Below are 24,802 nucleotides of genomic sequence, written 5' to 3'. Positions count from 1 at the left end.
ACAGACCTACTTCAGCATGGCGGCAATCTTCTCAAGCGTCGGTTTAACCGTCGCGTAAAAATGGCGAAAGCCAGGACACAAATAATTGAGCCCTTCTTCGCCGTCCGGGGCGCGCACGATGCGGTTTTTCGGGCATTCGCCCCAGCATAAATTCAGATGCGGGCAGCTTTTGCAGTAGGCGGGCAGCGTCTCTTTCTTGCCCATGCCAAACACTTTCTGCCGCTCGGAAAAGACCATATGCGCCAGCTTATGCGCCTTAATATTGCCAAGCTTATATTCCGGGTAGACGTAGTGATCGCAGGAGTAGACGTCGCCGTTTTTCTCAATCGCCAGCGCCTTGCCGCAAAACGGCGCGGTGATGCATAACTGGGATGGAAGCCCCATAGTCTGTACCACGGCGGTTTCGAACAAATTTACCTGCACGCGGCCCAGATCACAGGTCACCCACTCATCAAAAGCTTCGGTCAGAAAATGTCCCCAATCGTCCGGATCCACCGACCAGTCGGTGACGATTGAATCCAGATCCCCCGGTTTCGCCCGGCGGCTGCCGGTGATGGGGATCGTCTCTTCGCGCCAGAACTGCGGCGCGGTGGTTTTAAACTCGGCGGCCTCTACGCAGGGCGTAAACTGGATATAGGTGGCACCGAGTTCACGGGTAAGAAAACGATATACCTCGCGCGGGAAACGGGCATTCACCCGGTTAACGACTGCCAGCGCGTTGAACGGCACGCCGTGGCGCTTCAGCGCCGCGATCCCTTCCATAACCTTATCGAAGGTCGGCTTGCCGCTGCGCGTCACGCGGAAGCGATCGTGGATCTCGCGCGGGCCATCGATCGATACCCCGACCAGGAAGTTATGCGCCTTTAAGAAGGCCGCCCACTTATCGTTAATCAGCACGCCATTGGTCTGCAGATCGTTCTCAATGCGCTGGTGCTTCGGCTGATATTTCTTTTGCAGCTCAACGACCTTTTCGAAAAACTCCAGTCCCATCAGGGTTGGCTCGCCGCCCTGCCAGGAGAAAATAATCTCTTCGCCGTCCTGGCTTTGGATGTACTGACGAATGAAATTCTCCAGTACCTCGTCGCTCATTCCTTTGTCGTGCGGCTGATGTAAAAGCTGCTCTTTATGCAGATAAAAACAGTATTGACAGTCCAGGTTGCAGGTGGAGCCGCTGGGTTTCGCCATCATGTGATAGCGGCGTTTATAGGCGGGCAGATAGCGCCCCTGGTTCTGTAATGGCGTTAATGGAATGGTGGTGCTTTTTTTCATCGACCAGAACCTATCTCTAGAATGCTCACAACAGCAAAAGGCCCGGACATCTCGCCCGGGCCAACGTCATTTTAATTACCGGTCGGCATCGCCAACTGGAACCCTTCTTTTTGTAACTGCTCGCGGATATTACTAAAGCGTTGATACTGCGACAGGGTAATCGGCCCACTGTAGGCTTCGCTCTGCGGCTTACGCGGCGGATACTCGACGTAGGTTTTCATCAACTTAGTGATGGCTTCATTGAAGGTCACCAGCGTCCAGGTATGCTCGGTATAGTTGTTCATAAAGATATCGTAGCGTTCCTGCGGATCCTGCCAGAGGTCGAAAATCTGCGGCACCGTTGCGACATACGACTCCGGCCCTTTCCAGCCGAGGTTGGAGTCCACCGCCAGGCCGCCGGTTTTCGCGCCGTTATCGCCGCGCAGGTTAAACACCGCCTTATAGTGACCGACGCGCGCCGCCCCCGGGGTCAGCTCATTTTCAGTGAAGTAGAACCAGGAGGTACGCGGATCTTTACCGGTGCCAAACAGTACCGGTGAAATATCGTAGCTATCGAAGATAATCGGCTGCCCGGCACGGTCTTTGGTGGGTAATTTAATCCCGGCCACCGAAGCAAAGGTCGCCATCAGATCGAGGCCGCCAACGATATCGTGGTTACGGCTGTGCTCTTTAATCTTGCCCGGCCACCAGGCGATAGCCGGAACGCGGCTGCCGCCCTCGCGGTCGGTGCCTTTGGTGCCGCGGAATGGCGTATAGCCGGCATCCGGATAGACGTCCTGCCAGGCGCCGTTATCGGTGGTCCATACCACAAGGGTGTTTTTATCGATCCCCAACTCGCGCAGCTTATCCATGATATGGCCAACGCGGGCATCCATTTCCACCATCGAGTCGGCGTATTTGCTCTTCGACATCGACTTGCCGACGTAATCCGGATCCGGCATGTTCGGCTGGTGGTTCTTCATAAAGTTGATGCTCATGAAGAACGGTTCGGAAGATTTTGCGTTTGCTTCGAGATAGTCCAGCGAGGCCTTCTCAACGTAGCGGTCGAAGAATGGGATCCCGACCACGCCCTCTTTGCCATCAACGACCGGGGTATTCACATACTGGCCGTTAATTTTGAACTCTTCCTTCGGCGCTTCGCCCGCCTTGCCGGAGAGCGCGCCGCGGGTGACACGGGTAAACATTTCACGCAGTTGCGGATCCATATCCGGGAACCAGGTCGGGTCGGCATAGGTATAGGCGTTCAGGTGGTAGAGGCCGACGTATTTCATTTCGTCGTAGCCCTGAGCATTAGGTAACGCGTAATCGGCTTCGCCGAGGTGCCACTTACCGGTAAAGAAGGTTTTATAGCCGCCGGTTTTCAGTACCGAGGCCAGCGTCCACTCTTCTTTCGGTAAACCGCCGCCCTGCCCCTGGAAAGCCACGGTGGTCATACCGCTGCGGTTGGGAATGCGCCCGGTCTGCATCGCCGCGCGGCCCGGCGTACTGCTCGGCTGGCCGTAGAAGTCGAAAAAGGTCATCCCCTCATCGGCCATTCTGTCGAGGTTTGGCGTCGGCATACCGCGGCCTTCGCCGCCGCCGTAGACGCCGAGGTCGCCATAGCCGGTATCGTCAGAGACGATCAGGATAATATTGGGCTTCTTTGCCGCACCATCGCTGGGGCCAGCCGCATTTTGATCGGCGGCATTGGCCGTCGCGCCGGGTAATAACGAACCGGCGGCAAAAGCCAGCACGCCGATACCCTTGTATTTTTTATTCATCTTCAAACCTCATTGCTCAGCATGCGCCTGATTTAACTTACGATTTGGCTAATATCAGGCAGGCGTTGTCAGATTAGATAAGTCTCGATATGAGATGAGCGACATCGGCAAATGTTGTTGTCGCTACTGAGGCGATTCCGCTTAAGTGAAGTAGAGAAAGCAATAAAAATCCACAGGTTCTGGTTTTATTTTTTAATTAATGCAAAGCGAATCACTATCACCGTTTCGCTAAAGAAACCCGCCGCAAAAGCAATATTATCATTCAATATTTAAGTGGATTCTTAGTTACTAAAAAAAGAAGCCCAACTACCCACTAAAACAGTCTAAGTGAGTGTTTTAAAAAGAGCGATAGATCAGTCCGTTAACGGACTCTAAAAGTGATGCCTGCTATCTGGCGCCAGCTTTTAAATTTAGATATTTTGTATCAGGCGTAATTCCGCGCCATTAAAATATAAAGTATCGCCACTGCAAAATAGCAAAGAGTAATAAAGCGGTAGAGTTAAGCCCGGAGAGAAGATGAGTCGTATTCAAACGCCCTATTCCCACATCATCGATGAATATAATAAGATGATTTCAAAGAATATAAAGGCGATAGACTCATTAAGTCATAGCAGTAATATACGCCAGATTGCCGATGATACGTCTTTCACCCTGAGTACAGGCGAGATTATTATTGTTCTTGAGGGCGTTATTGCCGTTGAGATGCAGGAGCACAACTTTATTCTCGCCCCAGGAAAAGCGAAAAACCAGGCGAAAAAGTTGTTTCAGATCGGCAAAGGCATCAAAGGAATGTTTTTTGGTATTGTCGAAAGTTATGGCCCGGGTATTCAGCTGCACTATACCGCCAAAAAAAATGTCAAAGTGTTCAGCTGTAATCTCGAATACTTTGAGAAACATTTTACTCAGCCCGATAAATTCACCTTCCTGATGAACATGATGGCCATCACGCTGGCGTTTTTGCTCGATGCGCATGACGAAAGAGCTATTGGCACCCGCTATTTTGTCATTCGCTCCATGATTTATCGCTATCTCAAGCAGAAAAATGAGGGTGTATTACACGACCCGAGCCTGGCGAACTTTATCCTGCGACGTACAAAAATGTCGCGTAGCTATCTGTTTCAGGTACTTTCCGATCTGAAAAACGGCGGCTATATCACGATGAAAAACGGCGAGCTCGTCGATATTGTCAACGAGCTGCCGGAAAAATATTAACGCCGTTGGCTTAACTCTTATCCTGCCCCCGGCGCTTAAACTGCCCGGCGTCGATGTCGTACAGCTTCATCTTGCGCCACAGCGTGGTACGGCCAATATTCAGCAACTGCGACATCTCCTGTACCCGACCGCTGGTCACTCGCGCCGCCTGGATAATCGCCTCTTTCTCGATGGCGCTGAAGGAGAGACTTGATGGCAGTAGCGATGAGGACGCCTCGCTACCCGGCCGGGTTGAGAAGAGATGTTCGGGAAGATTGCTCAGGCGAATATGACCGTTATCGCTACTCATTGCGATATTCTCAATAATGCTATTGAGTTCAAAATCGTTGCCCGGCCACGAGTAGGCGGTCAGTTGGGCCAGCGCGTCGTCATCGACCTTCAGCCGCGATGAAAAGCGTTTCTCCAGCCGACGCAGACGGCTATGCACCAGCGAAGGAATACTGCCGCGTCGCGCCCGCAGCGGCGGAATGACTATTTCAAACGAATGTAGCGCATAGTACAGCTGGCGGCTAAAGCGGTTCTGCTCCACCAGGTTCGCGAGGTCGACGGTGGTGGTGGCGATCACTTTCACATCCACCGGAATCAGCCGCCGGGCATCAAGACGCGTCAGCACGCCCTGTTTTATCACCTGCAGCAGCGCTGACTGCAGCTCGGGGGCCAGATACTCTATTTTTTCCAGGAACAGCGTGCCGCCGTTGGCCAGCTCAAGGCGGCTGAGGCGGCCATTTTCATCGTCGGTTGGCGCGCTGCCCATAAAATCCTGGCCCAGTACGCTGTCGGCGTACAGCTGGCAGTTAACCGAAATATATGGGCCCGGCGCCCGCTCGCTTTCGTTATGGATCGCCTGGCTCAGTAATTCTTTACCCACCCCTTCCTCGCCGCACAGCAGCACCGGGAAAGCGCCGCGCGCCGCCTGGCGACCAAAGTGGATCAGCCTGCGGGTTTCCGGGTCATCCGCCGACATCTGTTCGAAGGTATGGCTCACTTTGCCCAATTGGCTGGTCATTAATTGACGCATCTGCTCCACCGGGTGGAGCAGTAAAATGAAGCTATTGCCCTGCTCTTCCACGATAGGCTTCAGGGTGATCACCGCGTCGATAAACTGATGCTGGCTCTCGAAGGTCACTTCCACATGATTAAGCCCGCGGGCCTGTTTAATCGCGCGGCGCAGCAACGCCGGCAGGGTCAACAGCTCATTGATATTCCGCCCCTGGCTGGCCTGGGTATCGAGATGCAGCAGCGTGGCCGCCTGCACGTTGAGAAACTGCAGCACTCCCTGCTCGTTCCACGCCATCACCCCGTCGTCCATACTTTCCAGCAGGCCGTACATTTGATTAAGGTGGCGGTTAGATTCCGCCAGCAGGCTGTCGGTAAGCAGCGAGTTACCCACTTCGCGGGCGATGGCCAACGTCAGCGACAGATCCGCCGGGGCCCACTCTTCGCGCAGGCAGCATAGCGAAATCGATCCAAACAGGCGGCCATGGTTATCGAACACCGGCGTAGAACTGAACGACCAGCGCCGCAGCGCCTGCTTAAAGTGCTCGTCGCCCGCGGTGTTGACCGGCTGACCGAGCATAGAAGCCAGCGACAGCGCGCAGGTGCCGATAATGCTCTCCGCGCAGTAGCTGCCGTCGCGAAATCCCAGTTCCGCCAGCTGTTCCAGGGTCTGCGGATTGCCACAGCGGCTCAGAATACAGGCCGACTCATCAAGGATGAACAGCGCGCAGGAACGGTTGGCCATAAACTCCCACGCATCTTCCAGCGCCGCCTGGCCGATGGTCAGCAGCGCGGTTTTGCGACGGCAGATCGATTCAAAGGTCAGCCCCTGCGCCTGATGCGGCGCCTGCCAGGTTTCCCGCTGCATAAATTTGCTGCAGCGATGCCACGACTGGCTGATAACGGCTGAAACTTCATTTTCCGCACCCTGAGTCTGAGCTGTCATATCCCTTTTCCGCTGGAGTTAACACAGTTAAAACGACAAAACCCTCCGGCAGCGGCTGCCGGAGGGAGGAGTTGATGCCGCAATGCGCCGCGGCATAGAACCTTGTGAAAGACTTAACGCGCCAGCCACTGCTGCCCAAGCAGGTCCGCGGTAAGGATGGCGGCGTAGACGCTATCCGCGGTGACCGGGAATGGCATATTGTGGATGGTTTCGCCTTCCGCGCAGGTGGCTTTCGCCACCGCGTGGATTTTGCTTTCGATACCCTCTTTCACGCCCATCTGGGCAAGGGTGATCGGCAGGCCGACTTTTTCACAGAAGCCCATCACGGTTTCGATCTCTTCCAGCGGGCTATTTTGCAGTACCAGCTGCGCCAGGGTGCCGAAAGCGACTTTTTCGCCGTGATACAGATGGTGGCACTCTTCAAGGATGGTGAAACCGTTGTGAATCGCGTGCGCGCCGGCCAGGCCGCTGCTCTCAAAACCGATACCGCTCAGATAGGTGTTGGCTTCGACAATACGCTCCAGCGCATCGGTCACCACTCCAGCCTGAGCCGCCAGGCGTGCTTTTTCGCCTTCCGCCAGCAGCGTATCATAGCACAGGCGCGCCAGGCTCAAGGCCGCCGCCGTGGACTGCCCGCCCGCCATGCTGGTGGCTCGCGCATCGAAGCAGGCCTTGGCTTCAAACCAGGTGGAGAGCGCATCGCCCATCCCGGCCACCAGCAAGCGTACCGGCGCTTTGGCGATAATCGCCGTGTCCATCACCACCATATCCGGGTTTTTCGGGTAGATCAGATACTCTTCAAACTCACCTGCCTCGGTGTAGATAACCGACAGCGCGCTGGTCGGCGCATCGGTTGAGGCAATTGTCGGGATCACCACCACCGGCAGCTTCTGGTAATAGCCGATCGCCTTCGCGGTATCGAGGGTTTTCCCGCCGCCGATTCCCACCACGCCGCGGCAGCCGTGCTGCTTAAGAATGGCGATCAGGCGGTTGATTTCCGCATGGCTGCACTCGCCGTTAAACCGTTCCGCATGGCAGCTAATATTGTGGTTATGCAGGCCGTTCAATACTTTGTCGCCCGCCAGCTTCATCACGAAGTCATCGGCGATAACAAAAAAGCTGTCGGCCAGGTTTTTAGCGTATTCGCCAAACAGCATGGCGGCATCAGGTCCCTGGAGATATTTGGCTGGAGATTGAATAACTTTTAGCATTCCTTTCACCCTCAAATAAGTGCGTATGTTGACACGTGAGCCCAGGCCGTCATGCCGCGGCGCCTGATATCAATGGCGCTTACAGCCACGCTGCCGGAGCGATGCATCCACTGTAGGGCGAGCCGCGGCGAAAAAAATTTTTCCCTTTTTTGTTCTGTTCTGAAACAGATAAAAAAATAATGCGTTTCATATTGAAACAATGTGACTGAGAAAGCGATGGGATTGCGATCGCGATCGGCTCATTTTGGCAAAAAAGCCGCTATCGTCTCCCCTCTTTAACGCAGAAAATCGCCTCAATGCGGCACAATGGCGAAAAAAATCATCCTTGCCCCATTTCTGATAGCAGAAAAAAACGGACAAATTATTAGCGCTGGCTCGCATTTCTCCTGTTTATCGGCAATTAATGTTCCATAAAGGAACAAAAACTCTTTTCTACGTTCCGTTATGGAACCAATTTTGACGGCATTTTATTTTGCGCCCGCTCAGCCAGAATCACTACATCGCCGGGCTACCCTTATAGACAGGCGACCTCCCCCTACCCTACGGAGCATAAACAATGAAAAAACTGATTAACCGTGTGGAAGATGTACTGAGTGAACAGCTTATCGGCCTGGCGAAGGCGCATCCTGAACTGACGCTGCACCAGGACCCGGTCTATGTCACCCGCGCTGATGCGCCGGTCGCCGGCAAAGTGGCGCTGCTCTCCGGCGGCGGCAGCGGACACGAACCGATGCACTGCGGCTACATCGGCCAGGGCATGCTCTCCGGCGCCTGTCCGGGGGAAATTTTCACCTCGCCGACGCCGGACAAAATGTTCGAATGCGCGATGCAGATTGACGGCGGCGAAGGCGTCCTGCTGATTATCAAAAACTATACCGGCGACATCCTGAATTTTGAGACCGCCACCGAGCTGCTGCACGAAAGCGGCGTTAAGGTCGCCACCGTCGTGGTGGATGACGACGTGGCGGTAAAAGACAGCCTCTATACCGCCGGACGCCGCGGCGTCGCCAATACCGTGCTGATTGAAAAACTGGTCGGCGCCGCCGCCGAACGCGGCGACTCGCTGGAAGCCTGCGCTGAACTGGGCCGCCGTTTAAATAACCTTGGTCACTCGATTGGCATCGCGCTGGGCGCCTGCACCGTACCGGCCGCCGGACAGCCCTCCTTTACCCTGAAAGATGATGAGATGGAGTTCGGCGTCGGCATCCATGGCGAGCCGGGTATCGACCGCCGCCGCTTCAGCTCGCTCGACCAAACCGTCGATGAGATGTTCGATACCCTGCTGGAAAACGGCGCATACAGCCGCACGCTGCGCCAGTGGGATAACGTCAAGGGAGCGTGGCAGGAAGTGAAACAGAGCAAAACCGCGCTGCAAAACGGCGATCGGGTTATCGCGCTGGTCAATAACCTCGGCGCCACGCCGCTTTCCGAACTGTACGGCGTTTATAACCGCCTCGCCCAGCGCTGCGAAGCGTCCGGCATTGTGATTGAACGCAACCTCATCGGCAGCTACTGCACCTCGCTGGATATGGCGGGTTTCTCCATCACCCTGCTGAAAGCGGATGATGACACGCTGGCGTTATGGGACGCCCCGGTCCATACCCCGGCGCTGAACTGGGGAAAATAAGGAGCACGACATGTCACTGAACAGAACGCAAATCGTCGACTGGCTGTACCGCTGCGGCGACATTTTCACCAAACAGAGCGATTTTCTCACCGGCCTTGATAAAGAGATCGGCGACGCCGACCACGGCCTCAATATGCATCGCGGCTTCAGCAAAGTCGTCGAAAAGCTGCCGTCGATCGCCGATAAAGACATCGGTTTTATTCTCAAGAATACCGGGATGACGCTGCTTTCCAACGTCGGCGGCGCCAGCGGCCCGCTGTTCGGCACCTTCTTTATCCGCGCCGCCCAGGTCACCCAGGCGCATCAGAGCCTGACCCTCGACGAGCTTTATCAGATGATCCGCGAAGGCGCGGACGGCGTCGTCAACCGTGGTAAAGCGGAGCCGGGCGATAAGACGATGTGCGACGTCTGGCTGCCGGTGGTGGAATCCCTGCGTCATTCCAGCGAGCAACATCTGTCTATCCCTGCCGCGCTGGATGCCGCCTGCGAAGTGGCCGAGCGCGCCGCCCACGCCACCATCACCATGCAGGCCCGTAAAGGCCGCGCCAGCTATCTCGGCGAGCGCAGCATCGGGCATCAGGATCCCGGCGCGACCTCGGTGCTGTTTATGGTTCAGATGCTGGCTGCCGCCGCCAAAGAGTAAGGAAATCGCGATGGTAAACCTGGTTATTGTTTCTCATAGCGCCCGGCTGGGCGAAGGTGTCGGAGAACTGGCCCGGCAGATGTTAATGAACGATGGCTGTAAGCTGGCGATCGCCGCCGGGATCGACGATCCCGACAGCCCGATCGGCACCGATCCGATTAAAGTCATGGAGGCGATCGAATCCGTCGCCGACACCGACCATGTACTGGTGATGATGGATATCGGCAGCGCCCTGCTCAGCGCCGAAACCGCCCTCGATCTGCTCGATCCGGCGATTGCGGCAAAGGTGCGGCTGTGCGCCGCGCCGCTGGTCGAAGGGACGCTGGCGGCCACCGTCAGCGCCGCCTCCGGCGCCGGGATCGACAAGGTTATCGCCGATGCCATGAACGCCCTGGAAGCCAAGCGGGTTCAGCTGGGTTTACCCTCGCACACGCCTGACGCCGCCGCCCCAACGCTTGCTGACGACGGCGACGCTAAATCGGTTTCAGTCATTATTAACAATCACAACGGCCTGCACGTGCGTCCGGCATCGAAGCTGGTCGCCGCGCTGGCGGGTTTTAACGCCGACCTGGTGCTGGAGAAAAACGGCAAATGCGTCACCCCGGACAGTCTGAATCAAATCGCTCTGCTGCAGGTGCGCCGCCACGATAAGCTGCGCCTGCTGGCCCGCGGTCCGGACGCCGATGCGGCGCTGGCGGCGTTTCAGGCGCTAGCCGCCGATAACTTCGGCGAGTCGCCGGAGGCGCAGCCGACTGCGGAACCCGCCATACCTGCGCGTGTTGAAGGCGCGGCGCTGCTTTATCCGCTGGCGCCGCTCCAACCGGCGCTCCCCGCCGCCGCCGACGTTGCTCGCGAGCAGCAGCGCCTGCGCCAGGCGATCGACCAGACGCTGGCCGATCTCAATGCGCTCACCGAGCTGGCGGAAAACAAATTTAACGCCGATATCGCGGCGATCTTCGCCGGCCATCACACTTTACTCGACGATGAAGATCTGTTTGATGCCGCCAACGATCGTCTGCTCACCGAACAGTGCTCGGCGGAATGGGCGTGGCACCAGGTGCTGATGGAGCTCAGTCAACAGTATCGCCAGCTGGATGACGCCTACCTGCAGGCGCGCTATATCGATATCGAAGATATTCTGCAGCGCACGCTACGCCATCTGCAGGGTATTAAGGAGACGCTGCCATTCGCCAGTGAGCCGACGATTATTATCGCCGACAATATTTATCCCTCGACCGTACTCCAACTGGATGCCAGCAAGGTCACCGGCCTGTGCCTGCGCAACGGCAGCGAACAGGCCCACGGCGCGATTATCGCCCGCGCGGCGGGGATCGCCTGGTTATGCCAGCAGGGCAACGCGCTGAATGATATTCAGCCTGGCGAAGCCATCACGCTCGATATGCGTCAGCAACGTCTTATTCGTCGCTAAATCCACTTTGACCGTTACCACTCCGGAGGCCCGCCTCCGGAGGGTGAGTTTTCGCTTACTGATCAGGAACCACTATGTCTCAATTCTTTTTTAACCAGCGCGCCAGCCTCGTTAACGACGTGATCGAGGGAACCATTATTGCCAGCCCGTGGAACAACCTCGCCCGCCTGGAGAGCGACCCGGCGATCCGTGTAGTGGTACGCCGCGATCTGAATAAAAACAACGTGGCGGTGATTTCCGGCGGCGGCTCCGGCCATGAACCGGCGCACGTCGGCTTTATTGGTAAAGGCATGCTGACCGCCGCGGTCTGCGGCGATCTGTTCGCCTCGCCGAGCGTCGATGCGGTACTCACCGCGATTCAGGCGGTGACCGGCGAGGCGGGCTGTCTGCTGATCGTTAAAAACTACACCGGCGATCGGCTTAACTTCGGCCTCGCGGCGGAGAAAGCGCGCCGTCTTGGCTATAACGTAGAGATGCTGATCGTCGGCGACGATATTTCGCTGCCGGATAATAAACAGCCGCGCGGCATCGCCGGGACTATTCTGGTGCATAAGGTGGCGGGCTATTTCGCCGAGCGCGGCTTCAACCTCGCCACCGTCCTGCGTGAAGCGCAATACGCCGCCAACCATACCGCCAGCATCGGGGTGGCGCTGGCCAGCTGTCACCTGCCGCAGGAAGCGGAAAGCGCGCCGCGCCATCAGCCCGGCCACGCCGAGCTGGGGATGGGCATCCACGGCGAACCGGGAGCCTCGACGATCGCGACCCATAACAGCGCGGAAATCATGCAGATTATGGTAGAGAAGCTGACCGCCGCCCTACCCGAAACCGGCCGCCTGGCGGTGATGCTCAATAATCTCGGCGGCGTGTCGGTGGCCGAGATGGCGATTCTGACCCGCGAACTGGCCAATACCCCACTCCATGCGCGCGTTGACTGGTTGATTGGCCCGGCTTCGCTGGTAACGGCGCTGGATATGAAAGGCTTCTCGCTGACCACTATCGTGCTGGAAGAGAGCATCGAAAAGGCGCTGCTGTCAGATGTCGAAACCGCCAGTTGGCAGAAGCCGGTGCAGCCGCGGGCTGTTAATATTATGCCGTCCGCGCTCGCCAGCGCACGCGTCTCCTTTACGCCATCGGCCAACCCGCAGGTTGGCGATTACGTGGCGCAGGTGACCAGCACCCTCTCCGGCCTCGAAAACCATCTCAACGCGCTTGACGCCAAAGTGGGCGACGGCGATACCGGCTCCACTTTCGCCGCTGGCGCACGTGAGATTGCCGCTCTATTGCAACGCCAGCAACTGCCGCTCAATGATTTACCCACGCTGTTCGCGCTAATTGGCGAACGCCTGACGGTAGTGATGGGCGGCTCCAGCGGCGTATTGATGTCGATTTTCTTCACCGCCGCCGGGCAGAAGCTGGAGCAAGGCGCCAGCATGGCGGAAGCGCTGAACGCCGGTCTGGTGCAGATGAAATTTTACGGCGGCGCCGATGAGGGCGACCGGACGATGATTGATGCTCTACAGCCGGCGCTGGCGGCGCTGCTGGCCGAACCGGATAATCTGCAGGCCGCTTTTGCCGCGGCGCAGGCCGGCGCAGATCGCACCTGCCAGTCGAGCAAAGCCGGCGCCGGACGCGCCTCCTATCTCAATAGCGAGAGCCTGCTCGGCAATATGGACCCCGGCGCCCACGCGGTGGCGATGGTGTTTAAGGCGCTGGCGGAACGCTAAGCCTCACCCGGTGGCGCTGCGCTTACCGGGGCGACATAACACCATTGAAAGGTAGCCCGGAGAAGGCGCAACGCGCCGCCATCCGGGTTTACCACACTGCCGATTATTTGCTATGCCAGTACGCCTGCGAACGCACCAGTTGCTGATCGATACTCGGCACCTCAAAGCGCGCCAGCAGCGATTTCACCACGCCGCCTTCTCCGGTCAGCCAGATAAAATAATCTTCTGACGGCACCTTGACCTGAGCCAGCCGCTCGGCGACGAACGCCGGGTTGTGGCCTACCACCCATTCGATATTAAAGCCGTCGAGATCCGCCAGATAATCTTTATACGAAGCATCCGCAACGGTGACGATGGCCGTCACCTGCGGCGTCACCGGCAGCTGGCGCAATCCCAGCAGGCGACGGCGCAGCGCCGGCATGCCCGATTCGTCACAGACATAAAGCTGCCAGGCGTAATCTTCCGGCACCACCAGCGAGCCGCGCGGCCCGCCGATCACCAGCTTATCGCCGACGTTGGCTTCCAGCGCCCAGCGGCTGGCAATACCGCCATCGTGGATATAAAAATCGTAGGCCAGCTCGTGGCGTTCGGCATCGTACAGCGGCGTGTAGTCGCGGGTCGCCGGGCGCACGCCCTCGCCCCAGTTTATGCCTTCGTCGGTCACTTCCGGCGGCGTGAATACGCTGCCCGCCTGCGGGAAAAACAGTTTGGTGTGGTCGTCAAAACCTTGTGAAACAAAGCCATCCAGCGCCTCGCCCCCCAGCACGATCCGCTGGAACGCCTGGCCGATACGCTCAACGCGCAGCACGGTTAATTCGCGAAAACGTAGTTCGTTACGCACGCGCTGCGGGTATTTAGTTTGATTGATTATTGTCATCCGTCATCGCCTTGGTGAAGGGTAAATAGATATATCTAAACTCAGTGCAAATGATAATGATTGCCATTAATGAAAATGGCAAGTTTTTTTTGATATAAATTACAGGAAAGCTTCATCAAAGCTAAAAACAACAATAAAACAATTAATATCAATAAATTATAAATTATACATTGTCTTTTTTTACTATTTAGATATAAATTAGATATATCAAAAATATGCGGGAGAACTGATGCGACATCATCATGAAGAAGGCCACGGCGAACAGGGCCGTCGCGGCGGCGGACGCCGCCAGCGTTTCTTTGGCCACGGCGAATTGCGCCTGGTGATCCTCGATATCCTTTCGCGCAACGCCAGCCACGGCTATGAGCTGATTAAAGAGATTGAGGCGCTGACGCAAGGCAATTACAGCCCCAGCCCAGGCGTTATCTATCCGACGCTCGACCTGCTGCAGGATCAGGGATTGATTAGCGTAGAAGAGGAAAATGGGCGTAAAAAAATCGCTATCACTGAAGAGGGACGCCGCCTGTGCGCCGAAAGCGGCGAGCAGTTAAGCCAAATTCAGACGCGCCTGCAGGAACGCATGATCGGCTGCGAATTGCGCAAAAATCCGCAGATGAAACGCGCGCTGGAAAACTTTAAAGCGGTCCTGGACCTGAAGGTCAACCAGCAGAGCATCAGCGACGCGCAGTTGAAACAGATCATCGGCGTGATTGACCGCGCGGCGATGGAAATCTCCCAACTCGATTAACCTCTCGCACCACAATGGTTCCCAGGCTGCTCCATCACGCAGCGGCCTGCACCACCCCACGTCATACCGCTTCACACCCCAACGGCAGTTTATCTTGCAGCCTCAGGAATAAAACGTGCCAATATTTAAGTTATGAGATTAAATTTCGCACAATTGCGACTTAACTTTGCGTTTATCCCGATTTTCATCGTCGCTGCCAGGCTGGCGTAATCCCTGCAATACTTAATTCAGTATCATGTGATACGCCCCCCCAGGAGCACATTTTGAACAGGTTACCTTCCAGCGCATCGGCTCTGGCCTGCAGCGCGCACGCACTGAATCTCATTGAGAAGCAATCGCTCTCCCATGACGAAATGAAAGCACTGAACCAGGAGGTGAGAGAATACTTTAAAGAACATGTGAACCCGGGGTTTCTGGAGTATAGAAAATCGGTCACAGCCGGCGGGGATTACGGAGCCGTAGAGTGGCAAGCGGGAGGGTTAAATACGCTTGTCGACACCCAGGGACAGGAGTTTATCGACTGCCTTGGTGGGTTTGGCATCTTCAATGTAGGGCACCGTAATCCAGTTGTGGTATCCGCCGTCGAAAATCAACTCGCGAAACAACCGCTTCACAGCCAGGAGCTGCTGGACCCGCTGCGGGCGATGCTGGCGAAAACGCTGGCGGCCTTAACGCCCGGCAAGCTCAAATACAGTTTCTTCTGCAACAGCGGCACGGAATCCGTGGAAGCGGCGCTGAAGCTGGCAAAAGCCTATCAGTCTCCGCGCGGCAAATTTACCTTCGTCGCTACCAGCGGCGCGTTCCACGGTAAATCGCTGGGCGCGCTGTCGGCCACCGCGAAATCGACCTTCCGCAAACCGTTTATGCCGCTACTGCCGGGCTTCCGTCACGTGCCGTTCGGTGATATCAACGCCATGCGTTCCATACTGAGCGAGTGCAAGAAAACCGGTGATGACGTCGCGGCGGTGATCCTTGAGCCTATCCAGGGCGAAGGCGGCGTGATCCTGCCGCCGGCGGGTTACTTACCGGCGGTCCGTAAACTGTGCGACGAGTTTGGCGCGTTGCTGATCCTCGACGAGGTACAGACCGGCATGGGCCGCACCGGCAAAATGTTCGCCTGCGAGCATGAAAACGTGCAGCCGGATATTCTGTGTCTGGCTAAAGCGCTCGGCGGCGGCGTAATGCCGATCGGCGCGACGGTAGCGACGGAAGAGGTCTTCTCGGTGCTGTTCGATAACCCATTCCTGCACACCACCACCTTCGGCGGCAACCCGCTGGCCTGCGCGGCGGCGCTGGCGACGATCAACGTCTTGCTCTCGCAGAACCTGCCGGCGCAGGCGGAGCAAAAAGGCGATCTGTTGCTGGACGGCTTCCGTCAACTGGCGCGCGAATATCCGGATCTGGTGAATGAAGTCCGCGGGAAAGGCATGTTGATGGCTATTGAGTTTGTCGATAACGAGATTGGCTACAACTTTGCCAGCGAGATGTTCAGACAGCGGGTGCTGGTCGCCGGGACGTTAAACAACGCCAAGACGATCCGCGTTGAACCGCCGCTGACGCTCACCCTCGAGCAGTGCGAGCAGGTGCTGAAGGCGGCGCGCAAGGCGCTGGCGGCACTGCGCATATCGGTCGAAGAGACATAATTCACACCCGACCCTCTCCCGTCGGGAGAGGGTCTTTTCACGTTATACCACCCGCACGCCTGCTGGCATGACGCGCTCCGGCGTCAACAGCACGCTTTCGCTTTCATCCTCGGTTTCCGCGCATAACAGCATGCACTCAGAAGTTTCGCCACGCATTTTGGCTTTCGCCAGATTACACAGCACCACCACCGTTTTCCCCAGCAGCTCCTCTTCGCTGTAGTAGGGCACCAGGCTAGTGACCGTCTGCAGCGTACGGTCGCCGACATCAATTCGCGCGATGTACAGTTTGTCAGCATTGTCATGGCGCTTCACCTCGACAATCTTGCCGACGCGCATCTCCAGTTTGGCAAAATCAGCGTAAGCTACGGTATCCATCTCTCACCTCCAGTAAATTTTTACTAAAAGATAGCAAGTTTTTGCCGTTCGTCTGCATAATGCTGATAATAATGCTACTTCTGTCACGCTATCGCCGGGGAAAACGGCCCTCGCGCGCAGGCGTTTTTTACTGAAATAAGGTGCAGGACGCGACGCTTGCTTTACAATAGATGGGCAAACATGGGCAACGTCCGATAAAGGAAAAAGATGGCAACGCTAAAAGACATTGCGACCGAAGCGGGTGTTTCGCTGGCGACGGTTTCCCGGGTATTAAACGACGACCCCACCCTGAACGTAAAAGAAGAGACTAAGCATCGTATTCTCGAGATTGCGGAGAAGCTGGAGTATAAAAGCAGCAGCGCGCGTAAAACGCAGGTCCTTCCCGTCGGCCATCATCATATCCTGGCGCTGTACAGCTACCAGCAAGAGTTGGAAATTAACGACCCTTACTATCTCGCCATTCGCCACGGTATTGAAACCCAGTGCGAAAAGCTCGCCATCGAGCTCACCAACTGCTATCTCAATAACACCCTGCCCGAGCTGAAAAAGGTCACCGGCGTATTGATTATCGGCCAGCCGACGCGCGAGCTGCGCGAGACCGCCAGCGCGCTGACCGACAATATCTGCTTTATTGATTTTCACGAAGCCGGCAGCCCGTACGATGCGGTGGATATCGACCTGGTACGAATCGCTAAAGAGGTGGTCGACTTCTTTATCCAGCAGGGCGCGTCGCGCATTGGATTTATCGGCGGCCAGGATCAGCCCGGCAAGGCAGATATTCGCGAAGTGGCGTTTGTGGAGTACGGTCAGTTGAAGGGCGTGGTTTCAGCCGATGATATCTGGCGCGGCGGTTTTTCCAGCTCGTCCGGTTATGAGCTGGCGAAGCAGATGCTGGTGCAAGCGGAGTTTCCGCGGGCGCTGTTTGTCGCCTCGGACTCCATCGCCATCGGCGTGCTGCGCGCCATCCACGAACGCGGGCTGGCGATCCCGGAAGATATTTCGCTGATTAGCGTCAACGATATCCCCACCGCGCGCTTTACCTTCCCGCCGCTGTCAACGGTGCGGATCCACTCCGAAATGATGGGCAGCCAGGGGGTGAACCTGCTAATCGAGAAGGCCCGCGATGGCCGCGCCCTGCCGCTTAACGTTTTTGTTCCGAGCGTGTTGAAGCTGCGCGGCACCACCCGTTAATCCAACCCCATCCCGGCGGCGCTGCGCTTGGCCGGGCTACCGGTCCTGGCCGGAACGCCATTCCGTAGGTCGGGTAAGGCGAAGCCGCTACCCGCATCCTGTTACCCGGCGGCGCTGCGCCTGGTCGGGCTACCGGTCCTGGCCGGAACGCCATTCTGTAGGCCGGGTAAGGCGCAGCCGCCACCCGGCACAAAACGGCCTCATCCCCCATCCAGTTCCCCGGCGGCGCTGCGCCTGGCCGGGCTACCGGTCCTGCCCGGAACGCCATTCTGTAGGTCGGGTAAGGCGAAGCCGCTACCCGACACAAAGCGGTTCATTTTGTGATCGAGTTAAAGTAAATCATCCCTGGCGATTTTATTTAGTAAAAGTTTTACTAAAATGAGTTTTATCTTATTAAGCCGTTCAGGGAGGCGATATGAATCGCTGGGAAAACCTTCAACTCACTCATGAAAACAGGCTGCCGCCGCGGGCGTATTTCTTCTCTTACGACTCACTGGCCCAGGCGCGGACCTTCGCCCGCGAAACCAGCAGCCGCTTCCTGTCCCTCAGCGGGCAGTGGAACTTCCGCTTCTTCACCAACCCGTTGCTGGTACCGGAGAGCTTTACCTCATGCTATCAGAACGAGTGGGGGCCGATTACCGTACCGGGCATGTGGCAGATGGAAGGCCACGGCCAGCTGCAGTACACCGACGAAGGTTTCCCCTTCCCCATCGACGTGCCCTATGTTCCGACCGATAACCCGACCGGCGCCTACCAGCGCCTGTTTACCCTCGGCGACGGCTGGCAGGGCAAACAAACCATCATTAAATTCGATGGCGTCGAAACCTATTTCGAAGTCTACGTTAACGGCCAGTACATCGGCTTTAGCAAAGGCAGCCGCCTGACCGCCGAGTTCGATATCAGCGCGGCGGTGAAAACCGGCGACAACCTGCTGTGCGTGCGCGTGATGCAGTGGGCGGACTCCACCTATATTGAAGATCAGGACATGTGGTGGTCAGCGGGCATTTTCCGCGACGTCTATCTGGTGGGGAAAAATCCGCTGCACGTACAGGACTTCACCGTGCGCACCGATTTTAACGATGACTACATCGACGCGACCCTCTCCTGCCAGCTGACGCTGGAAAACCTGGCTCCGCAGACGGCGGCGGCAACGCTGGAATATACCCTGTTCGACGGCGAAAAAGCGCTTTATTCGGGCAACGTCGGTCAACTGCAGGTCAGCCAGCAGCTAAATACCGGCTTCACAATTGATGTGAGCGCGCCGCAGCAGTGGTCGGCGGAAAGCCCGTATCTCTATCATCTGGTGCTGACGTTAAAAAACGCCGCCGGCGAGGTGCTGGAAATCATCCCGCAGCGCGTCGGTTTCCGCGATATCAAAGTGCGTGACGGCTTGTTCTACATCAACAACCGCTACGTAATGCTGCACGGCGTGAACCGCCACGATAACGACCATCTGAAAGGCCGCGCGGTCGGCATGGATCGCGTGGAAAAAGATCTGCTGTTGATGAAGCAGCACAACATCAACTCGGTACGCACCGCCCACTATCCGAACGACCCGCGTTTCTATGAAATGTGCGATATCTACGGACTGTTCGTGATGGCGGAAACCGACGTGGAGTCCCACGGTTTCGCCAACGTCGGCAACCTCAGCGCCATCACCGACGACCCGGCCTGGGAACACATCTACGTTGAGCGCATCGTGCGCCACGTGCACGCGCAGAAAAACCATCCGTCGATCGTCATCTGGTCGCTGGGTAACGAATCCGGCTATGGCTGCAACATCCGCGCCATGTACCACGCCACCAAAGCGCTGGATGATACCCGGCTGGTGCACTACGAAGAGGATCGCGACGCCGAGGTGGTGGATATCATCTCCACCATGTACACCCGCGTGCCGCTGATGAACGAATTTGGCGAGCATCCGCATGAAAAACCACGCATTATCTGTGAGTACGCCCATGCGATGGGCAACGGTCCCGGCGGATTAACTGAATATCAGAATGTTTTTTACCAGCACGACTGTATCCAGGGCCACTACGTGTGGGAATGGTGCGACCACGGGATCCAGGCCAGCGACGATAACGGTACGGTGTGGTACAAATTTGGCGGCGATTACGGCGACTACCCGAACAACTACAACTTCTGCCTCGATGGTCTGATTTTCTCCGACCAGACGCCGGGGCCGGGCCTGCGCGAATACAAGCAGGTCATCGCCCCGGTGAAAGTACAGGCACGGGATATCTGCCGCGGCGAACTGCGGGTGGAAAACAAACTGTGGTTCTCCACTCTCGATGACTACACCCTGCGCGTTGAAGTGCGCGCCGAAGGCGAAACGCTCTCCAGTCAGCTGCTGAAAGTGCAAGACCTGGCGCCGAACAGCGGCCGCGACCTGCAAATCGCCCTGCCGCAGCTCGACGAGCGTGAGGCGTTCGTCAACATCATGGTGACCAAAGATTCGCGCACCCCGTATAGCGAAGCCAATCACGATATCGCCGTCTATCAGTTCCCACTTAAAGCGCGAACCGCCGCGCGAACCCCGCTGTTAAACGCCAGCGCCACGCCGCTGCAGATTGTCGATGAACGCCTCAGCTACACCATCTGCGGCCATAACTTCCGCGTGGTGTTCAGCAAGGTCAGCGGCAAACTGAGCGAATGGCAGGTCAACGGCGTCGACCAGGTAACCCGCGAGCCGAAGATTAACTTCTTCAAACCAATGATTGATAACCATAAACAGGAATACGAAGGACTGTGGCAGCCGGCCCACCTGCAGATAATGCAGGAGCATCTGCGCGAATTCAGCGCTGAAATAGAGGGCGAAACGGTGGTGATCACCACCCGCAGCGTGATTGCGCCGCCGGTGTTCGACTTCGGTATGCGCTGTACCTATCGCTGGCAGATTACCCCGCAGGGCCACATCAACGTTGAGCTGGCCGGCGAGCGCTACGGCGACTATCCACACATTGTCCCGTGCATCGGCTTTATGCTGGGCATTAACGGTGAGTTCGACCAGGTGAACTACTACGGCCGCGGGCCGGGCGAGAACTACGCCGACAGCCAGCAAAGCAACATCATTGATATCTGGCATACCACCGTCGACGATATGTTCGTCAATTATCCATTCCCGCAGAACAACGGTAATCGTCAGCACGTGCGCTGGGCATCGTTCAGCGACCGCCACGGCAGCGGTCTGCTGGTCGTTCCGCGCAATCCGCTCAACGTCAGCGCATGGCACTTTACGGCAGAAAACCTGCACGCCGCCCAGCACTGCAACGAACTGCAGCGCAGCGATGACATCACCCTGAATATCGATGCACAACTGCTCGGCCTCGGCTCCAACTCCTGGGGCAGCGAAGTGCTGGATAGCTGGCGCGTCTGGCTCAACACCTTCAACTATGGCTTTACGCTGCTGCCGCTGGAGGGCGGATGCGGCACCTCGCAGGTACTGGCGAACCATAGCTTCGGCGCCGGTTTCTTTTCCCCCGTTGCACACAGCGAGGCTGAACAATGAGAATTCTCGATAATTTAGAACAGTTTAAGCAGGTTTATCATAGCGGCCGCAAATGGCAGCGCTGCGTGGAAGCCATCAATAACATCGACAACATCCGCCCGGGCGTGGCGCATTCCATTGGCGATTCTCTCTCCTATCGGGTGGAAACCGATAGTACGACCGACGCGCTATTTGTCGGCAACCGCCGCTACTTTGAGGTGCACTATTACCTGCAAGGGCAGCAGAAAATCGAGTTTGCCGCCAAAGAAAATCTGCAAACCGTGGCCTGCTACCGCGACGAAACCGATCGCGAATACCTGAAAGGGATCGGTGAAACGGTGAAGGTTCACGAAGGGCAGATGGTGATTTGCGATATCGACGAAGCCTATCGCTTTATCTGCGATGCGCCGGTAAAAAAAGTGGTGCTGCGAGTCACGGTTGAAGACGGATACTTCCTCAATAAGTAAACCCGCGTTAAGCGACAAGGGAGGTCAACGGGTACGCCCGTTGGCCTTTCGGTTCCAGCCCGCTAAAGCGGGTAGATGAATGATTGGAGGACGTATGTCCGAGTCTGTACGTGCCAAAATCGGCAAGTTCGCGCTGCTATCGATGGCCTTTACCGCCGTCTTTAACGTGCGAAATATCGTCAATAATAACATCGAGTTAGGTCTCAGTTCCGCGCCTATCTTCTTATTCGCCACTATCGTTTACTTTATCCCGTTCGTGTTTATCATCGCCGAATTCGTCTCGGCCAATAAACACTCCGAATCCGGGATGTACGCGTGGCTGAAGCAGCCGCTGGGTACCCGCGCCGCCTATCTTGGTTCCTTCCTCTACTGGTTTGTGAACCTGTTCTTTTTCCTCTCGCTGTTGCCGAACGTAGTGGCCTACGCCTCATACGCGATCACCGGGTACGCGATCCCCTTCTCGCCGATGGTGACCTCGCTTATCTCCATCGTGCTGTTCGCCATGGCCACCCATATATCCACCAAGGGGGCGACCTGGCTGGGTAAAATTTCCGAATGCGTGGCCTACGGCGTGTTCGCTTTGTTCGCGATTTACGTCGTCGGCGCGCTGACCGCACTGGGTTCCGGTCACGTCCCGGCGCAGCCGATTACCCTGGCGGCGATGGAGCCGACCATCAACTGGGCGACGCTCGGTATCATGTGCTGGATTTTCCAGGCCGCTGGCGGCGCGGAAACCGTTGCCGCCTACCTCAACGACACCAAGGGCGGGCAGAAATCCTTTATTAAAGTCATCATCACCGCCGGGGTGCTGATTGGCGGTATGTATGCCTTAGGTTCGCTGCTGGTTAACGTCTTTGTCGCCCGTGAAAACCTGACCTACGCCGGCGGAATGGTGGAAATCTTTACCGGTCTCGGCGCCTACTTCCACATTTCTGAAGCGCTGATGGGCCGCTTCGTCGGCATCATTCTGTTTATCGCCATCTTCGGCAGCATGATGATGTGGACCGCCGCGCCGGTCAAAATCCACTTCTCGGAAATCCCGAAGGGTATCTACGGCCAGAAAACCACCGAGCTAAACGCCCACGGCGTGCCGGTACGCGCCGCCTGGTGGCAGTTCCTGTTCGTCTTCCTGATGTTGATTGTTAACGGCTTCGGCTCCGCCAGCGTGCAGCAGATGATGAACACCGCCATTAATCTCACCGCCGGTACCGCCATGCTGCCGCCGCTGTTCATCATGGCCGCCTACTTCGTCTTCCGCTGGAAACACGATGACACGCCGCGCGACTTCCGTATGGGCTCGAGGAAAGTGGGCATGAGCGTGGTATCGATGCTGATAGTGATTTTCGTGGTTAGCATGACCGCTTCCGCCTTCCCGCCGGGCGTCGATCTGGTTAACGCTTTCTTTATCAACGTCTTTATGACCGCGGTCTTCTCCGGCCTGGCGTGGTGGTGGATCGCCCGCTTTGAAAAAAAGCAGCAACGTCTGCGCGCCGTGGCGCCGGTTAACGCTGCCGCCGCCGGTAAATAACGTTCCTGTCGTCCCGTCAGCGCCTCGGCGGCTGGCGGGATTTTTATATCCCTCGCCTGATTACGTATTACTCAACCTTTTTCGTGATCGAGTTAAAGCTATTCGGTTTCTTTACTTCTATTTACTAAAAGTTTTACTAAAATCGACATTAATTCTTAACTACCTCTACCCTACAAACAACACAACCCCCTTCAGCGACCCTCTGAAGGACAATGTGTGGAGATGTGTTATGTCTGATACTAAACGTAATACCATCGGCAAGTTCGGCCTGTTATCGCTGACCTTTGCCGCCGTTTACAGTTTCAATAACGTCATCAACAACAATATCGAACTGGGGCTGGCGTCGGCGCCGATGTTCTTCCTCGCTACCCTGTTCTACTTCATTCCGTTTTGCCTGATTATCGCCGAGTTCGTGTCGCTGAATAAAAACTCCGAGGCCGGGGTTTACGCCTGGGTGAAGAGTTCGCTCGGCGGCCGTTGGGCGTTTATCACCGCCTATACCTACTGGTTCGTAAACCTGTTTTTCTTCACCTCGCTGCTGCCGCGCGTGATCGCCTATGCCTCTTACGCCTTCCTCGGCTACGAATACATTCTGACGCCGTTCGCCACTACCGTGCTGAGCATGGCGCTGTTCGCTTTCTCCACCTGGATCTCCACCAACGGCGCGAAAATGCTGGGGCCTATCACCTCCGTTACCTCATCGCTGATGCTGCTGCTGACGCTCTCCTATATTTTGCTGGCCGGTACCGCGCTGGTGGGCGGCGTGCAGCCAGCGGATCCGATCACCGTCGAGGCGATGATCCCTAACTTCAACTGGGCGTTCCTTGGTATTACCACGTGGATCTTTATGGCGGCGGGCGGCGCGGAATCGGTGGCGGTATACGTCAACGATGTGAAAGGTGGCTCGAAATCCTTCGTCAAAGTGATCATCCTCGCCGGGATCTTCATCGGCGTGCTGTACTCGATCTCCTCCGTGCTGATCAACGTCTTCGTCAGCAGTAAAGAGCTGAAGTTTACCGGCGGATCGGTGCAGGTGTTCCACGGCCTGGCGGCTTACTTTGGCCTGCCGGAAATTCTGATGAACCGCTTCGTCGGCCTCGTTTCGTTTACCGCGATGTTTGGCTCGCTGCTGATGTGGACCGCCACCCCGGTTAAAATTTTCTTCTCGGAAATCCCCTCCGGCATCTTTGGTAAAAAAACCGTCGAGCTCAATGAGAACGGCGTCCCGGCGCGCGCGGCCTGGATCCAGTATCTGATCGTCATTCCGCTGATGATCATCCCGACGTTGGGATCCAACACCGTGCAGGATCTGATGAACACCATCATCAACATGACCGCCGCCGCTTCCATGCTGCCGCCGCTGTTCATCATGCTGGCCTACCTCAACCTGCGCCGCAAGCTCGACCATCTGCCGCGCGATTTCCGCATGGGCTCGCGTACTACCGGCATCGTGGTGGTATCCATGCTGATTGTGATTTTCGCCATCGGCTTCGTCGCCTCAACCTTCCCAACCGGCGGCAACATCCTGACCATCATTTTCTACAACGTCGGCGGGATCGTGATTTTCCTTGGCTTCGCGTGGTGGAAATACAGCAGATACGTCAAAGGATTAACCCAAGAACAACAACAAATAGAAGCGGCTCCGGCTTCCCATACCTCTTAAATACCT

Annotated in this window: 18 protein-coding genes; 12 read left to right on the top strand and 6 right to left on the bottom strand. The window is 56.7% G+C overall.

What is annotated here, in order from left to right; all coding sequences use genetic code 11:
- Positions 1–6: 6 nt before the first annotated feature.
- Both ABLU86_RS08430 and ABLU86_RS08425 read right to left on the bottom strand, forming a co-directional pair.
- Positions 7–1,269 carry an anaerobic sulfatase maturase gene (locus tag ABLU86_RS08430; RefSeq protein ID WP_015369608.1) on the bottom strand — a complete coding sequence of 421 codons (1,263 nt, stop codon included), beginning with the start codon at positions 1,267–1,269 and terminating at the stop codon, positions 7–9.
- Positions 1,270–1,340: 71 nt separating this feature from the next.
- Positions 1,341–3,029: an arylsulfatase gene (locus ABLU86_RS08425; protein WP_015369607.1), complete on the bottom strand. Its 1,689-nt coding sequence runs from the start codon at positions 3,027–3,029 to the stop codon at positions 1,341–1,343.
- A 516-nt stretch (positions 3,030–3,545) separates the two neighbouring features.
- On the opposite strand from ABLU86_RS08425, the gene ABLU86_RS08420 reads away from it, so the two are divergent.
- A complete protein-coding gene (locus tag ABLU86_RS08420) occupies positions 3,546–4,241 on the top strand; it encodes a helix-turn-helix domain-containing protein (RefSeq protein WP_348796157.1) in 696 nt (231 codons plus the stop codon).
- Positions 4,242–4,251: 10 nt separating this feature from the next.
- On the opposite strand, the gene dhaR is transcribed toward ABLU86_RS08420, so the two are convergent.
- Both dhaR and ABLU86_RS08410 read right to left on the bottom strand, forming a co-directional pair.
- On the bottom strand, positions 4,252–6,183 hold the full coding sequence (gene dhaR / locus ABLU86_RS08415) for a dihydroxyacetone kinase operon transcriptional regulator DhaR (RefSeq protein WP_020077890.1): 1,932 nt from the start codon (positions 6,181–6,183) through the stop codon (positions 4,252–4,254).
- 113 nt (positions 6,184–6,296) lie between these two features.
- Positions 6,297–7,394: a glycerol dehydrogenase gene (locus ABLU86_RS08410; protein WP_334642320.1), complete on the bottom strand. Its 1,098-nt coding sequence runs from the start codon at positions 7,392–7,394 to the stop codon at positions 6,297–6,299.
- Between the two features lie 556 nt (positions 7,395–7,950).
- On the opposite strand from ABLU86_RS08410, the gene dhaK reads away from it, so the two are divergent.
- From dhaK to ABLU86_RS08390, 4 genes are all read left to right on the top strand, one after another.
- Positions 7,951–9,021, top strand: a complete 1,071-nt coding sequence (dhaK, locus tag ABLU86_RS08405) for a dihydroxyacetone kinase subunit DhaK (RefSeq protein WP_032709201.1) — start codon at positions 7,951–7,953, stop codon at positions 9,019–9,021.
- A gap of 10 nt (positions 9,022–9,031) precedes the next feature.
- Positions 9,032–9,664 carry a dihydroxyacetone kinase subunit DhaL gene (gene dhaL, locus ABLU86_RS08400; protein ID WP_007372179.1) on the top strand — a complete coding sequence of 211 codons (633 nt, stop codon included), beginning with the start codon at positions 9,032–9,034 and terminating at the stop codon, positions 9,662–9,664.
- Between the two features lie 10 nt (positions 9,665–9,674).
- The gene (gene dhaM, locus ABLU86_RS08395) at positions 9,675–11,093 is read left to right on the top strand and encodes a dihydroxyacetone kinase phosphoryl donor subunit DhaM (RefSeq protein WP_045414275.1); all 1,419 of its coding nucleotides are present in this window, start codon (positions 9,675–9,677) and stop codon (positions 11,091–11,093) included.
- A 74-nt stretch (positions 11,094–11,167) separates the two neighbouring features.
- Positions 11,168–12,817, top strand: coding sequence for a glycerone kinase (locus tag ABLU86_RS08390; RefSeq protein WP_045414273.1), 1,650 nt, complete (start codon positions 11,168–11,170; stop codon positions 12,815–12,817).
- 103 nt (positions 12,818–12,920) lie between these two features.
- On the opposite strand, the gene ABLU86_RS08385 is transcribed toward ABLU86_RS08390, so the two are convergent.
- Positions 12,921–13,694 (bottom strand): siderophore-interacting protein, encoded by a 774-nt coding sequence (locus ABLU86_RS08385; protein WP_045414271.1) that lies wholly within the window; start codon positions 13,692–13,694, stop codon positions 12,921–12,923.
- Between the two features lie 229 nt (positions 13,695–13,923).
- Between ABLU86_RS08385 and ABLU86_RS08380 the strand changes: the two genes are divergently transcribed.
- Together ABLU86_RS08380 and ygjG are read left to right on the top strand one after the other, a co-directional pair.
- The gene (locus ABLU86_RS08380) at positions 13,924–14,442 is read left to right on the top strand and encodes a PadR family transcriptional regulator (protein ID WP_020077887.1); all 519 of its coding nucleotides are present in this window, start codon (positions 13,924–13,926) and stop codon (positions 14,440–14,442) included.
- 263 nt (positions 14,443–14,705) lie between these two features.
- Positions 14,706–16,085: a putrescine aminotransferase gene (gene ygjG, locus ABLU86_RS08375; protein ID WP_020077886.1), complete on the top strand. Its 1,380-nt coding sequence runs from the start codon at positions 14,706–14,708 to the stop codon at positions 16,083–16,085.
- A 42-nt stretch (positions 16,086–16,127) separates the two neighbouring features.
- Here the strand turns inward: ygjG and ABLU86_RS08370 are convergent, their stop codons facing one another.
- Entirely contained in the window at positions 16,128–16,460 is a 333-nt protein-coding gene (locus ABLU86_RS08370; protein ID WP_015369597.1) for a tRNA-binding protein, read from the bottom strand.
- 207 nt (positions 16,461–16,667) lie between these two features.
- Here ABLU86_RS08370 and ebgR point away from each other — a divergent pair, with 207 nt between their 5' ends.
- The 5 genes from ebgR (at position 16,668) to ABLU86_RS08345 (ending at position 24,796) form a co-directional block, all read left to right on the top strand.
- Positions 16,668–17,651, top strand: a complete 984-nt coding sequence (ebgR, locus tag ABLU86_RS08365) for a transcriptional regulator EbgR (RefSeq protein ID WP_020077884.1) — start codon at positions 16,668–16,670, stop codon at positions 17,649–17,651.
- 415 nt (positions 17,652–18,066) lie between these two features.
- Positions 18,067–21,159 carry a beta-galactosidase subunit alpha gene (gene ebgA / locus ABLU86_RS08360; RefSeq protein WP_058675848.1) on the top strand — a complete coding sequence of 1,031 codons (3,093 nt, stop codon included), beginning with the start codon at positions 18,067–18,069 and terminating at the stop codon, positions 21,157–21,159.
- Positions 21,156–21,605, top strand: a complete 450-nt coding sequence (locus ABLU86_RS08355) for a beta-galactosidase subunit beta (protein ID WP_004900777.1) — start codon at positions 21,156–21,158, stop codon at positions 21,603–21,605. Before ebgA ends, ABLU86_RS08355 begins: the two co-directional genes overlap by 4 nt.
- Positions 21,606–21,699: 94 nt before the next feature.
- Entirely contained in the window at positions 21,700–23,133 is a 1,434-nt protein-coding gene (locus tag ABLU86_RS08350; protein ID WP_348796156.1) for an amino acid permease, read from the top strand.
- A 229-nt stretch (positions 23,134–23,362) separates the two neighbouring features.
- Positions 23,363–24,796: an amino acid permease gene (locus tag ABLU86_RS08345; RefSeq protein WP_015369594.1), complete on the top strand. Its 1,434-nt coding sequence runs from the start codon at positions 23,363–23,365 to the stop codon at positions 24,794–24,796.
- Positions 24,797–24,802 lie beyond the last annotated feature (6 nt).

This window comes from Klebsiella sp. JN_Kp121, assembly GCF_040062145.1.
Lineage (GTDB): Bacteria > Pseudomonadota > Gammaproteobacteria > Enterobacterales > Enterobacteriaceae > Klebsiella > Klebsiella aerogenes.
Note: the sequence above shows the minus strand (reverse complement) of the source record. Positions and strands in the feature narration are given on the sequence as shown.

Bases quoted from the DNA above. Each gene is read 5' to 3' on its own strand.
- ABLU86_RS08430 (WP_015369608.1), bottom strand. From the start codon at position 1,269: ATGAAAAAAAGCACCACCATTCCATTAACGCCATTACAGAACCAGGGG.
- ABLU86_RS08425 (WP_015369607.1), bottom strand. From the start codon at position 3,029: ATGAATAAAAAATACAAGGGTATCGGCGTGCTGGCTTTTGCCGCCGGT.
- ABLU86_RS08420 (WP_348796157.1), top strand. From the start codon at position 3,546: ATGAGTCGTATTCAAACGCCCTATTCCCACATCATCGATGAATATAAT.
- dhaR (WP_020077890.1), bottom strand. From the start codon at position 6,183: ATGACAGCTCAGACTCAGGGTGCGGAAAATGAAGTTTCAGCCGTTATC.
- ABLU86_RS08410 (WP_334642320.1), bottom strand. From the start codon at position 7,394: ATGCTAAAAGTTATTCAATCTCCAGCCAAATATCTCCAGGGACCTGAT.
- dhaK (WP_032709201.1), top strand. From the start codon at position 7,951: ATGAAAAAACTGATTAACCGTGTGGAAGATGTACTGAGTGAACAGCTT.
- dhaL (WP_007372179.1), top strand. From the start codon at position 9,032: ATGTCACTGAACAGAACGCAAATCGTCGACTGGCTGTACCGCTGCGGC.
- dhaM (WP_045414275.1), top strand. From the start codon at position 9,675: ATGGTAAACCTGGTTATTGTTTCTCATAGCGCCCGGCTGGGCGAAGGT.
- ABLU86_RS08390 (WP_045414273.1), top strand. From the start codon at position 11,168: ATGTCTCAATTCTTTTTTAACCAGCGCGCCAGCCTCGTTAACGACGTG.
- ABLU86_RS08385 (WP_045414271.1), bottom strand. From the start codon at position 13,694: ATGACAATAATCAATCAAACTAAATACCCGCAGCGCGTGCGTAACGAA.
- ABLU86_RS08380 (WP_020077887.1), top strand. From the start codon at position 13,924: ATGCGACATCATCATGAAGAAGGCCACGGCGAACAGGGCCGTCGCGGC.
- ABLU86_RS08370 (WP_015369597.1), bottom strand. From the start codon at position 16,460: ATGGATACCGTAGCTTACGCTGATTTTGCCAAACTGGAGATGCGCGTC.
- ebgR (WP_020077884.1), top strand. From the start codon at position 16,668: ATGGCAACGCTAAAAGACATTGCGACCGAAGCGGGTGTTTCGCTGGCG.
- ebgA (WP_058675848.1), top strand. From the start codon at position 18,067: ATGAATCGCTGGGAAAACCTTCAACTCACTCATGAAAACAGGCTGCCG.
- ABLU86_RS08355 (WP_004900777.1), top strand. From the start codon at position 21,156: ATGAGAATTCTCGATAATTTAGAACAGTTTAAGCAGGTTTATCATAGC.
- ABLU86_RS08350 (WP_348796156.1), top strand. From the start codon at position 21,700: ATGTCCGAGTCTGTACGTGCCAAAATCGGCAAGTTCGCGCTGCTATCG.
- ABLU86_RS08345 (WP_015369594.1), top strand. From the start codon at position 23,363: ATGTCTGATACTAAACGTAATACCATCGGCAAGTTCGGCCTGTTATCG.